This is a genomic window from Chloroflexaceae bacterium (assembly GCA_025057155.1).
Taxonomy (GTDB): domain Bacteria; phylum Chloroflexota; class Chloroflexia; order Chloroflexales; family Chloroflexaceae; genus JACAEO01.
Map to the genome: position 1 here is coordinate 1 of JANWYD010000022.1, position 12,052 is coordinate 12,052.

9 protein-coding genes are annotated in these 12,052 nt (G+C 64.2%); 7 read left to right on the plus strand and 2 right to left on the minus strand.

The window, feature by feature from the left end:
* Positions 1 to 72 precede the first annotated feature (72 nt).
* The 6 genes from NZU74_17425 (at position 73) to NZU74_17450 (ending at position 7,121) form a co-directional block, all read left to right on the plus strand.
* On the plus strand, positions 73 to 1,215 hold the full coding sequence (locus tag NZU74_17425) for a twitching motility protein PilT (protein MCS6883115.1): 1,143 nt from the start codon (positions 73 to 75) through the stop codon (positions 1,213 to 1,215).
* 227 nt (positions 1,216 to 1,442) lie between these two features.
* Positions 1,443 to 1,907, plus strand: coding sequence for a D-aminoacyl-tRNA deacylase (gene dtd, locus NZU74_17430; protein ID MCS6883116.1), 465 nt, complete (start codon positions 1,443 to 1,445; stop codon positions 1,905 to 1,907).
* A gap of 156 nt (positions 1,908 to 2,063) precedes the next feature.
* On the plus strand, positions 2,064 to 2,492 hold the full coding sequence (locus NZU74_17435) for an anti-sigma regulatory factor (protein MCS6883117.1): 429 nt from the start codon (positions 2,064 to 2,066) through the stop codon (positions 2,490 to 2,492).
* Positions 2,482 to 3,063: a serine/threonine-protein phosphatase gene (locus tag NZU74_17440; GenBank protein MCS6883118.1), complete on the plus strand. Its 582-nt coding sequence runs from the start codon at positions 2,482 to 2,484 to the stop codon at positions 3,061 to 3,063. The genes NZU74_17435 and NZU74_17440 overlap by 11 nt, the downstream gene beginning before the upstream one ends.
* Positions 3,064 to 3,069: 6 nt before the next feature.
* Positions 3,070 to 5,775 carry an ATP-binding protein gene (locus NZU74_17445; GenBank protein ID MCS6883119.1) on the plus strand — a complete coding sequence of 902 codons (2,706 nt, stop codon included), beginning with the start codon at positions 3,070 to 3,072 and terminating at the stop codon, positions 5,773 to 5,775.
* Between the two features lie 590 nt (positions 5,776 to 6,365).
* On the plus strand, positions 6,366 to 7,121 hold the full coding sequence (locus NZU74_17450; GenBank protein ID MCS6883120.1) for a gamma-glutamyl-gamma-aminobutyrate hydrolase family protein: 756 nt from the start codon (positions 6,366 to 6,368) through the stop codon (positions 7,119 to 7,121).
* A 224-nt stretch (positions 7,122 to 7,345) separates the two neighbouring features.
* Here the strand turns inward: NZU74_17450 and murI are convergent, their stop codons facing one another.
* Together murI and NZU74_17460 are read right to left on the minus strand one after the other, a co-directional pair.
* Positions 7,346 to 8,116, minus strand: a complete 771-nt coding sequence (murI, locus tag NZU74_17455; protein ID MCS6883121.1) for a glutamate racemase — start codon at positions 8,114 to 8,116, stop codon at positions 7,346 to 7,348.
* Between the two features lies 1 nt (position 8,117).
* Complete coding sequence (locus NZU74_17460; protein ID MCS6883122.1) at positions 8,118 to 10,091, minus strand: VanW family protein; 1,974 nt, start codon at positions 10,089 to 10,091, stop codon at positions 8,118 to 8,120.
* Between the two features lie 548 nt (positions 10,092 to 10,639).
* Here NZU74_17460 and NZU74_17465 point away from each other — a divergent pair.
* A complete protein-coding gene (locus NZU74_17465) occupies positions 10,640 to 11,242 on the plus strand; it encodes a disulfide bond formation protein B (protein ID MCS6883123.1) in 603 nt (200 codons plus the stop codon).
* The last annotated feature ends 810 nt before the right edge of the window (positions 11,243 to 12,052 follow it).

A 12,052-nucleotide genomic window follows, 5' to 3' on the forward strand; every position in this document is an offset into this window, starting at 1 on the left:
GCTGAGGAGGGGGCGGAGTTACCGAAAAACTTCGTTCACAGAGTACTTAGCGGCGCATTTTCCAACACCGGTATGAAAAAGGACTCCCCCGGAGGGGCAATACCGTCCCGAACGCTCCCATCCGGCGGGCCGGGGCGTAAGGTCAGTCTCAACTTCATCGTTCGCATCGTGGGGATGCTCAGCCTGGCATACATCGGCTGGTCAGTGGGCCGGTCGCTATCCAACCCGCAGCCGGATGAGATGCAGGTGTTTGCGACCCAGTTGTTGATGCTCGCCGGCGCCGGTCTGGGGCTGCTCGTCACACCGCGCCTGACTATCGAGCCGGTGGAGGAGTTGCTGCGGCGCTCGCGCCACGTGCCCCTGCCCGATCTGCTGATCATTGGCGCGGGAGTGCTGATCGGCCTGGTCTTCGCTGTGCTGCTTGCCGTCCCCCTGGCCTCGTTGCCGCGCCCCTTCGGGCAGTACCTGCCCCTGGCCTGCGCCCTGGTCTGCGCCTATGTCGGCGGAACGATCTTCGCTATGCGCAAGCGTGATCTGAGCGATCTGCTGCGTTCGCTGCGCCCGGCCGCCATGGCGCAGCCCCGCCCCGCCGAGCGGCGTCTGTTACTCGACACCAGCGCCATCATTGACGGGCGCATCGCTGCCGTCGCCCGCACCGGCTTTCTTGAAGGCACACTCCTGGTGCCGAGCTTCGTGCTGGCTGAATTGCAGCAACTCGCCGATTCCAGCGACGACCTGCGCCGCAGCAAGGGACGGCGCGGCCTCGACCTGCTCAACGAAATGCAGCGCCAGTCGCCCCTGCCGGTGGAGGTGCTCAACGTCGAGGTCGCAGGGGCCAGCAAGGTCGATGACAAGCTGATCGCCCTGGCCCGCCAGTACTCCTGCCCGATCATCAGCAACGACTTCAACCTCAACCGCATCGCCGGCCTGCAGGGGGTGCGGGTGCTCAGCCTCAACCAGCTTAGCGAGGCCGTGCGCCCGCCGGTGCTCCAGGACCAGCGCCTGCACGTGCTGATCCGCAACGAGGGCAACGCGCGCCAGCAGGGCGTTGGCTATCTCGAAGACGGCACGCCGGTCATCGTCGAAGATGCGCGCCACCTGATCGGGCAGACCGCCGAAGTAATCGTGACGCGCCTGCACCAGACACAGACCGGGCGGCTCGTTTTCGCCACCATCGCGCCAGAGGCGACCCCGGCGCCCGCCAGGAGCGGGTAGCGCGATTTGGAATTTGGTTTTTATAGCGTTTCTCGAAACGATTGACCCGCAATGATGGCGACGCGAGCGCAGCGCGCCACATGGCGCAGGGTCCTCTGCAGATCAAGCACTCCGGTCAGTGCTCACGATTGCCGATGTTAGTCGTTGGCGTCCTCCGGGCTGGCGCGTCCGGATACCGGCAACCACGCACCGATCCCCGGAACGGGTTCGCCGCAGCCGCGTGCATCATGCGAGCGATCATCCAGCGGGTCAGCACAGCCTCGGTCGAAGTCGAAGGCCAGATTGTGGGGCGCATCGGCCCGGGGGTGCTGGTGCTGCTTGGCGTCGGCCAGGGCGATACCGAGGCCGAGGCGCAGCTTCTGGCAGAGAAGACCGCTTATCTGCGGATCTTCGCTGACGAGGCGGGGAAGTTCAACCGCTCTTTGCTCGACACCGGCGGCAGCGCCCTGGTCATCTCGCAGTTTACCCTGTACGCCGATACGCGCAAGGGCCGGCGCCCCAGCTTCACCGGCGCGGCCCCTCCTGACGAAGCCGAACCGCTGGTCAACGCCTACTGCGCCGCCCTGCGCGCCCTGGGCGTCACGGTGGAAACCGGGGTCTTCGGCGCAATGATGCGCGTCGCCCTGGTCAATGAAGGCCCCGTCACCATCAGTCTCGATACCGACACCTACCGCATGCCGCGCTCCAGGTGAGCGAACCAGGCAATCGGGTCGTAACAGAGGCGCCCGCGCCCACCGCAGGTGGAGTAAGCTATGGTACGCTCCGGGTGCTATAATGCGCAGGCAAGCGCCACCTGGCCAGCAGCCGCCCACCGGCGCGATTGGCATTCTGCACGGGTAAACCCAGCGATGTCCATCATTTGCCCGATCCAGCAAACCGGTGATGTATACGTCGCCTTGAGCCGTGTGCGTGATCTGGCGACCGCCATGGGATTCTCCCCGGCTGACCGGGCGCGCATTGAGATCGCCACCACGGAACTGGCGCGCAATCTGATCGTCCACGCAGGCGGCGGAAGGCTTACCTTCAGCCAGGTGAACGATCCAAGCTATGGCCCTGGACTGGTAATCGAATCGCGCGACAATGGCCCGGGCATCGCCGATGTGGAACTGGCGTTGCAGGATGGCTACAGTACCGCTCACGGCCTGGGCGCCGGTTTGCCGGGGGTGCGCCGGCTGATGGATGCGTTCGCGATTGAGTCGACGGTGGGGGTAGGCACGTGGATCCGGGCCGTCAAATGGGTCATCCGGCCACGGCGGAGCAGCATTTATGGATGTTGAGTGGGGGGCAAGCAACCGGCCAAAACAAGGCCAGGAGATCAGCGGGGATGCGTATGTCATTGAACCGTTTAGCCCCCACGGGCTGGCGGTTTCACTGATTGACGGGCTTGGCGGCGGCGAAGGGGCGGCATTCGCGGCCCGGAGCGCCGCCGCGGTGATCCGCAGCGCCCCGGCCCAGGATCCGGCTGAGTTGATCCAGCGCGCCCACCTGGCGCTGCGAGGCACCCGGGGCGTCGTTATGGCGGTGTTGAGCTACAACTTGCAGCAGCGGAGCGTCAGCTTTGTAGGGGTTGGAAACATCGGCGTGCAGGTGTACAGCGCGGTTCCGATCAAACCCATTTCAAAAAATGGCATCGTCGGCTACCGGCTGCCAAGTTTGCTCAAGCTCGCCTATAGTTACCATCCGGGTGACACGTTCGTGCTATACACCGATGGAATATCGAGCGATTTTATCCAGTCAACTGCCCCCGAAAGCGCCGAGGACCCCCAGAGCCTGGCCGAGAGTATTGTGCGTCGCTACGCGAAGGACCACGATGATGCCAGCGTGGTGGTGGTGCGCATCAACGGATAGATAACGATGTACAACGACCTTGCGGCCTGGCTCCAGGCCCATCGTCTCCATTTGCTCGACAACTGGGCCGCGCGTGGTTTCGGAACGGGCAATGGCGTCGCCAGCACGCCCACTATCGCCGCGCTCGCGCCGGCGGCGGTCGCGCCGGCAGATCTCCTTACGGCGCTGATCGCCGCGGCTCACGGTGATAGCGCCGCCCTGATCGAGCAGTTGCGCCTGCCGGCTGCCACCCAGAGCCACGGAGGAGTGGCCGCGAGCATCGCTCTGGCCCGCGCCCTCCGGCAGAGCACCATAGCCCTGATCGACGCCAGCGTAAGCGATGCGGCTGCCGCCCTGGCCCTTGCCAGCGCGGTCAGCGACCTGTTCGAGCAGGCGGTCTTTGAACTGGTAGAAACCTGGGAAGAGCACACGCGCCGGATCATCGAAGATCGCGAGTTCATCGCCGAGAGCCTGGAAGTGGCTTCTGCTGCCGCCGATAAGCGGGCCTTGCAACTCCAATCGCTCAATATTATCTCTCGCCAACTCTCCTCGGTGCTGGAAGAGGACGCCATCCTTCACCTGGTGGTTAATAACATCCACCAGCTTACCGGCGTGGCCCACATCGCCATCTGGCAACCAGATGCCGCATCCTGCCCCGACGGCCCGATCCTGGCAGTCCGCCAGGCCATCGGGGTCGCTCAAGCTCGCGTCCCCGAAATGCGCCTGCGGGCGGATCATCCTACCGACCTGGTAGCGCGGGCCTTTCGGAGCGGCACGATCCAGTTCGACCCATTGCCTGACCCCGCCAGGCAGGAGGCGTGGCTGCAACCTGGCTGCGGGGCGCTCGCCCTGCCAATGGTGGTGGGGCAACACGTCGTGGCCGTAACGGTGCTGCAGGATCCCGATCCGCTCAATCAACTGCGCCTCCAGCAAGATCTGGCGCAGGGCGTGGTCGGTCAGGCCGCCATTGCGCTGCAAAACGCCCGGCTCTACGCCGAAATCCGCACCCTGAACGCAGACCTCGAACGCCGCGTAGCCGAACGCACCCGCCAGCTCCAGGAAGAAAAGGATCGCCTCGCCACGATCTACCAGATATCCACCGAGGTTAGCAGCACCCTGGACCTGGACACCCTGTTAAACACCTCACTCAAGCTGCTCGCCGATGTGACCAGGGCCGAGCAGGGGGCTATTCTCCTGATCGAGCAGCCTGAGGGTGACGTGCTGGTAACGCGCGCGGTCTTTGGGATGGGAGATGAGGTTGATCGGTATGTGCGCCTGCCTCTTGATAGCGGCATTGCCGGCCAGGTCGTTCAAACCCGGAGCGGTCTGCTCATCAGCGACGTCTCCAGCGATGAACGCTGGCTTGCCGTTCCGGGAGGATTGGCATATCCGCCACACGGCGCAGTGGTGGCGGTGCCGCTGATCTTTCAGGGCGAGGTGCTCGGCGTGATCACCCTGGCGCACCACCAGACCGGCTTTTTCAACGAGGACTACCTGCGGCTGCTGAACGCCTGCGCCGGGGCTATCGCCACCGGCGTGAACAACGCCAACATGTTCCAGACGCTGAGCGCAGAGTACGAGCGGCGCTCCGAACTGTTGCGCCAGCAACGCACCGAGACGAGTAAAATCAATGCCATTCTGCAGAGTCTCAACGATGGCGTCATCGTGTGCGACCTGTATGGAAGCATTCTAGCAGTAAACGCGGCCGCGGCGCCGATTCTGCAGCGCAAGTTCGAGGAACTGCTGCTCTGGAACCTGCACGACCTGCTCGAACGCTACCTCGGCCCGCGCATTATCGAGTTGCCGCTCAACGAACTGCTGCGCCATCCGCTCACCAGCGAGGGTCAACCCCGTATCTTCACCTCCACCATGCGCGTCGGGATGCGTGTTGTCAGCCTGACACTCGGCCCGGTGCTTAAGAATACTGACGATACCGAGCTGCTCGGCGCCCTGCTGGTGCTCCGTGACATAACCCGCGAAACCGAAGCCGACCGGATGAAGACCGAGTTTATCGGCACCATGTCGCACGAGTTGCGCACACCGATGACGGCGATTAAGGGCTTCACGCAATTGCTGCTCATGGGCAACCTCGGCCCGTTGACCCCCACGCAGCGGGAGTTCGTTACCACGATTTACAACAACACCGAGCGCATGATCAACCTGATCAACGATGTGCTGGATCTCACCAAGATCGAGTCCGGTAGCATTGAACTGGAATGGCGCTCGCTCCACATGGCGGAGGTGCTGAGCGGGGTGATTGCCGAACTGAAGGATCTCATCGCCGAACGGGGCCATCAGTTGACGATCAGCCTGCCGCCGGGTTTGCCGCTGGTGCGCAGCGATGCTCACCGGCTGCATCAGATTGTCTACAACCTGCTGATCAACGCAGTAAAATATACGCCCCGCGGCGGCCAGATCTGGGTCGAAGCCTGCGAGCCGGTCATCGCCGATCTGCCTGATGAGGTGCGCGATCAGATAGCTTCTGATCGGCGCTATCTGCAAGTGAACATTCGCGATACGGGCGTGGGCATCAGTGCCGAGGATCTGCCGCGCATCTTCGATCGCTTCTACCGCGCCGAGAATCCCCTGAAGATCGAAGCCGGCGGAACCGGACTGGGACTGTCACTGGTGCGCCCTCTGATCAACCTGCTAGGGGGGCGCTTATGGGTGCGCAGCACCCTGGGCGTCGGCAGCACCTTCGCCTTCGTGCTTCCCGCAACTGATCCGTGGTAAACCCACCTGACTCCGCAGCAACCATCCCCGCAAACGGGTCATCGCGCTGCCAGCCAACCGACCTTGCAACAGCCCCGTCGTCAACGTCCGGGAGTGTGACGAACCGTTCTGCACGCGCCGCGGCCCGCCGGCCCGTCCGGAGCCTGATGATCTTTTAACATTAAATCCGGTATCTCCGAACGCTGCGGGCTAAAGCCCTGGCTAAGCTCATAAACGCCCCTGCGGGGCTTCCACGTCCTAAACAAGGGCTTATGATCATTAAGAAATGAATCTGGTATAGCCCGCGCAGGCGGGCTTCGCAGCTACAGGGCGAATACCAGTGTATATTCTTAATCTTCATTAGCCCGCAGCATACTGCCGCCGCTTCGTCACACCCAACGTCCGGCGGACCGTCGCTCCGCACGGGCGTGGTATTATACAGACAAGGTGCAGGCCTCTCGTATAAAGCATACCTTACCGCGAATCGCGCGGAGGAACGGTGGTTCTGAAACGCTCCCCACCCTCCGCAATCCCCGCATGTGCCGTAGAGGCGAACCCTGTCGCTCTGGAAAGGCACCGTGGCCGCGCTGGCTGGAGAACAAGGACAAGCGATGAAGCCATTGATCGGGATCTCGTGTGGCACGTTTTACGATCAGGAGTGGTGCCCGCCGTCATTCGGGCATCGCCGGACGTATGTTGACGCCATCCTGCACGCGGGCGGCGCGCCGCTGCTCATCCCTCCCGTGCCTGACGAGCTTACCCTGCGTATGCTGTTTGACCGCCTTGATGGCCTGTTACTCGCCGGTGGCGGCGACATCGCCCCGGCCAACTATGGCGCCGAGCCTCACCCGAACCTGGGCACGGTTGACCCGCTGCGGGACAGCGCCGAACTGCCGATGGCGCGCTGGGCCGTCGCCGAGGGCAAGCCGGTCCTGGGGATCTGCCGGGGCATTCAGGTGCTGAACGTGGCCCTTGGCGGAACGCTCTACCAGGATATCCCGTCGGAAATCGAGAACGCCCTGGCCCACAACCTCTCCTACGAACGTGAGGACTGGACCCATCTGGCCCATGAGTTGCGCCTGGCGCCAGGATCACGGCTGCGCCAGTTGCTGGGTGTCGAACGGCTGCTGGTGAACTCGTTGCACCATCAGGCGGTGCGGGACCTGGCCCCCGGACTGCGAGCAGTGGCCTGGGCGCCTGACGAGGTCATCGAGGCGGTGGAAGGTACGGGCGAGGGCTTCGTCATCGGCGTGCAGTGCCATCCTGAGGCCCTGCAGAGCGGGGCCGACCCGCGCTGGCAGAGGCTCTTTGCCGCCTTTGTAGACAGTTGCGGCACAGGGCAGCGCCGCGCCGCCCGCGCGGCGTAGATATCCGACATCAGGAGACCTTAACAGGTCTTGATCTGGTCTGTGAACGAAGTTTCCCGGCATTTCCGTCCCCCTTCCCAACCTCCCCCCGTTGGGGGGAGGCGCCGGACTCCCCCCCCCCGCCGGGGGAGGGCTGGGGAAGGGGCAGGCACCAAAAGACTTAGTTCACAGAGCAATGAAGACCTGTGAGGTCTTCAGTTCCGAGGTGGATCGAGCATGGCGCTCTAAAGGTCTCGTATACCTTCAAGCGGCAGCGGGGCGCCCCACACCCGCGCGAGGGCCGGGGCCACCAGGGCGGGATCGCCGGTGGTGGCGCAGCGCATGGTTCCGCCTCCAGGGCCTATGCCAGCGACCGCGGCCATGCGGGCCGTCTGCGCGGCCACCGCCGGCCCCGTATCAATGATCGTCGCTCCAGGCGCAGCCGCGGCGATGAGCGGGCGCAGCGGCGGAAAGTGGGTGCAGCCAAGCACCAGCGTGTCCACTCCGCGGGCGCTGAGCGGTTCGACACACGCCGCAACCACCGCGCGCGCCCGTGGCCCATCGAGTTCCCCATCCTCCACCAGTTGCACCATTGCCGGACAGGCCACCGTCACCACCTCGGTTCCCCGGGCGAAGCGCTCGCGGAGACGCTGAAAGCGCGCGCCACCCAGGGTGCCGCTGGTGGCCAGCACGGCCACGCGACCGGTCCGGGTAGCGGCAACAGCGGGCTTCAGCCCCGGCTCCATGCCCACAATCGGCACGCGGAGCCTGGCGCGGAGCGTCTCGATGGCAGCCGAAGTGGCGGTGTTGCAGGCCACGACGACCACACCGGCCCCCTGCGCGACCAGCCAGGTGGCGCAGGCCAGCGCCCGCGCCTGCACTGCCTCCGGGGCAAGCGGGCCGTAGGGGCAGTAGGCAGTATCCGCGAGGTAGAGCAGGTCGTGGCGGGGCAACAGCGCCCGCACCGCCCGCGCCACCGACAGCCCCCCCAGCCCGGAGTCGAAGAGACCGATCATCTCACCCGTTTGCGGAAGGGTCGCCCTCGACGGGTGGCGGCAACGGCTCGGGCTGTGGCGGCTGGACCGGCACGAGTTGCCCACTATCCGGCGCTCCAGGCGCCTGACCATCGGCGGGCGGAGGAGCAGCGGGATCGGTCGTGGGCGCTGCATTCGGATCGGGGGTAGGAGCTGGCTGATACGGGATCGGCCGCCCGTCCGGGCCAAGGTCAGCCGGGTTGACCTCGTAGATATTGGGCCAGGGCTTGAACTTTGTTTCAAACAGACGGCGCTCGATAATCTGACCGTCACGTTCGATCACCCGCGTGAACTGGATGGTCATCCCGCCACGGGCCCGGTCAGTTTGCCGAATGGAGCCGCGAGGCCGCCGCGGGTCGGCAACGTAGCGCGGCCGGGTCGGCGCGGGGATGCGCTCGGTGATAGTCGGACCAATCAACGACACCTTGCGACCATCGCTGGTACCATAAATGCGCACCTCGGCCAGGGCCTGGCTCGGGTCGGCCAGGGCCTGGATGAGCAGCCAGTTGCCGGTATCGTTGAGAAATTTCAAGTCGAGAGCCCCGCTGAAAATCGTTGCGTCCATACCCGGCCCGTTGCCATAGTCGCCAAAGCCGTACTTATCATACCAACTGATGTAGAACGAATGGCCCCAGCGTTCAGTGATCGGCAAACCGGCCCAGAACGCGGCGCGGAACATCGTGGTTGAGTCCTGGCAAATGCCGCCGCCCCACTCCAACTGAGTGCGATTCTGCACGATGGCGTACCCTTCAACAAAGCCGTTGGAGGCGTCAATGCGACCGATCGTCTCGTTAAACGAAAACTCTGCTCCCGGCGGAATGAGAACGCCATGGAGCAGACGCATGCCTGCCTGGATGTTAGTAACGCGATAGGCCGCCGAGCCGCTAAAGTCGCTGCGGCCCACGCCAAGCAATTCGGTGATCCCGAGTTGATCGAGATTGGCGGCCGTGACAGGCAACGACTCCTCGGTTAACGCCAGACTCACCTGACGAGCATCGGCAGGGGCGTCGAAGGCGGCGAGCACCAGTTCTTCGGCCCGCGCCACGTCCAGTCGGCGGCCGGGAACCCCTTCCTTAAAGATGCGCAGATTGCCCCCATTCCAGTCAACGCGAGGCAACCGGCCAGGAATTGCGGTGGTCGCGGCCAGATCCTCCAGTTTCGCGCGCAGCCGGGCGCGATCCACCGTCACCGCCAGGGTGGCGCCCCCGGGGCCCTCCTGCCGTTCCACGCGCACCAGACGCGCCAGATCCTCAAGCGACCAGACTACCGGCGACCGGGCGCCCTCAACGCTGATGGTGAGCGGTCCGGCCAGCAAACGGGCGATCTCCTCGCGGGCCGCCTGAACGGCTGCATCGCTCAGGCGCGGCGCCACCGTCCGGGTGCGCAGCGCAATGGTCTGCGGAGCAAGACTCTGGAGCGCGGTGGTCAGTTCGCGCAGCGTCTCATCAACCAGCACCTGCTGGCCGCTGGCAGCGGGCGTGACGGCAATCAGCGCGCCATTGAGGGCGATGCGCGCGTCCAGCGCCGGGCGTTCAACCCGCTCCGCGAGGCTCAGGAGATACGCCTGCATGGTGGCCTGATCCACAGTCAGATGCAACGGCAGCTCCAGACCATTACGGTAGACGGCGAACATCTCGGCCAGATTGGTGAGCGGATCATGGCCCCGGCCAGCCAGATAGGCCTGTTCGACGGCGCGATCAATCTCGAGGCGCACCCCCAGCTCCGCCAGCGTGGGCGCCCACATCTGGTCGCCGTAGGTCAGGATCACCGGTTGGGCCAGAAAAGGAGCGAACTGCTGTTCGAGGGTGGCTCGTGCCAGTTGGGGTGTCAACTCGCCAATGGGCACGCCGCGAACACTGACATTGGGATAGATTCTGCCCGCATAGCTCCGGTCAAAGGCAACCAGCGCTCCACCGGCGGCGATGATGCCAACGAGCAGCGCGAGGGCGACAATCAACCAGATCTTCCCTTCACCCCTTCGCGGCGTTTTCGGATGGGCGGTAGAGAGGCCCCCTGAGCGAACCTGATCGAAAATCTGATCGGCCTTTTCAGAAACCGATGCGTACCGGTTATGCTCCTGATCAACGCGGCCGTATGGCGAACCGAGGGGAGAGGAATGCTCGACCGACACCGGAACCTCCCTCGAAAACCGTGCAATGCTAAAATGGAAGCAATGTGCGCCGTAGCAACTATAGCGGCAAGGTATTACCATTGTCAATGACGATTAGCTTATGAGACACCCGTTCGCATGGCGCAGACCGCTGCAATGAAAACACAGGCCGCGAGCTATCGGCTATCGGCTGTTTCACCTCAGCACCGTGGTTGGCCCGTTCATGCGTGGTACAATGCATCTGGTTGTAACGCCATCAAGGAGAAACGGCATCCTCCGTCCTCCAGCGGGTGAAAGGGTCTGTCCAGGCGCAGCCCTCTACGCCTTCTCCGGGCAGACACACACCTGACTGCGCAGCGAGACGATGGCAAACCCGGACAGCGAAGGAGAAACCCATGGCGCAGGCGGTGAAACGGCCCGTGGCGGGCGAGGCGCAGCCAATGGTCGAGACAGCAACCATCCTTGAACGGCTCACCGCCGCCACACGCTACATCGCTCTGCTGGCAGCGATCATTGCAACCTGCGGGAGCCTGTTCTTCAGCGAAGTGTTGTTCTGGATCCCGTGCAAACTGTGCTGGTACCAGCGCATCCTGATGTACCCGCTGGTCCCGATCCTGCTGGTGGGGATCGTGCGCGATGATCGCGGCATCCACTGGTACGGCCTGCCGCTATCGCTCGCCGGCATAGTCGTATCCCTGGCGCACTATCTGGAAGTCCTGGGGGTCATCCCTCCCTCGCCGTGTGTGGGCAGCGTCCCTTGTAGCATTGATTATCTGACGCCAATCCTGACCGGGCCGCTTTCCTTTATCAAAATCCCCTTTCTGGCCCTGGTAGCCTTTGCGATTATCAGCGTTATGCTCGGCAACTACGCCATTGCCGGAGCCCCGCCCACCCCTCCGGGCCGGCGCCGCAGCGCGGCCATAACCGCCATCGCAATTGTCGTCGTGACGATCGTGGCGTTTGTCTTGCTTGGGACGCTGTGGCAACCGCAAGCGTAGCCGGCCGGCCGAGCCGCGCTGTAGCGCAACCCTCCGGGTTGCGCTACTACGTGTCCTCCTCATGACCGGCCAGAGTCATGCCGACGGCGCGATCCTGGCACGCCCTTCTCTGGGTGGCGCGGAGGATGTTTCTTTTGTTCCCGACATTTGACAATCCTGTCACAATCCTGTCAGATTACACGGCCGCAGCCATGCTATACTTGGCCATACAATGCGCGCTAATACAGGTTGCGCGGGGAACGCAACCAGGAGGAAGACCGGACCAGCATACTGTACGCAAGCGCACGGGCTCCGCTCAATGGCGGAGTTGACGAGGTGGAGGTTCCTCGCCGCGAGGCGAGGCTAAGGGTCAGACAGGGTCGCAGGCAGCCTGCGACCCTCCGGTCAGGTCAGGCGGGTCATCCGCCTGGCGCCTGCCGGTGGCCCGAACATCGAGAGATCAGCGGATGCCTCCCAGGCGCCGGCGCCGCCTGTGAGCGGATGGAACAACGCCTCCCGGCAACGGGCAGGACAAAGCCAGCCGCAGCGACCCCCCGATCACATTTCCCCACGAATTGAAACCCTGACCCAGGACGCATCGCGCCCGACGCTGATCGGGCTTGCACCGATGCGCCATACCAGGACTCTGCCCGATGCGAGGGCGGACATGGCTGCGCGCTCGTGAGAACCCCCTGCGATTGGGCATGGCGAAGCGGGATAACCGTCTGCGCGCCCCCGCTGCCGGGAGATGCGTCTGTGCGCTCGCCAGCCTTATTCCGGTGCGGCCCCGCAAGCCCTGACGAGACGCAGTCTGGTTGCAGCGCCAGCCTG

Excerpts from the sequence above, each read along its gene's own strand:
- NZU74_17450 (MCS6883120.1), top strand. The coding sequence starts at position 6,366 with ATGAAGCCATTGATCGGGATCTCGTGTGGCACGTTTTACGATCAGGAG.
- NZU74_17425 (MCS6883115.1), top strand. The coding sequence starts at position 73 with ATGAAAAAGGACTCCCCCGGAGGGGCAATACCGTCCCGAACGCTCCCA.
- NZU74_17440 (MCS6883118.1), top strand. The coding sequence starts at position 2,482 with ATGGATGTTGAGTGGGGGGCAAGCAACCGGCCAAAACAAGGCCAGGAG.
- dtd (MCS6883116.1), top strand. The coding sequence starts at position 1,443 with ATGCGAGCGATCATCCAGCGGGTCAGCACAGCCTCGGTCGAAGTCGAA.
- NZU74_17465 (MCS6883123.1), top strand. The coding sequence starts at position 10,640 with ATGGCGCAGGCGGTGAAACGGCCCGTGGCGGGCGAGGCGCAGCCAATG.
- NZU74_17435 (MCS6883117.1), top strand. The coding sequence starts at position 2,064 with ATGTCCATCATTTGCCCGATCCAGCAAACCGGTGATGTATACGTCGCC.
- murI (MCS6883121.1), bottom strand. The coding sequence starts at position 8,116 with ATGATCGGTCTCTTCGACTCCGGGCTGGGGGGGCTGTCGGTGGCGCGG.
- NZU74_17445 (MCS6883119.1), top strand. The coding sequence starts at position 3,070 with ATGTACAACGACCTTGCGGCCTGGCTCCAGGCCCATCGTCTCCATTTG.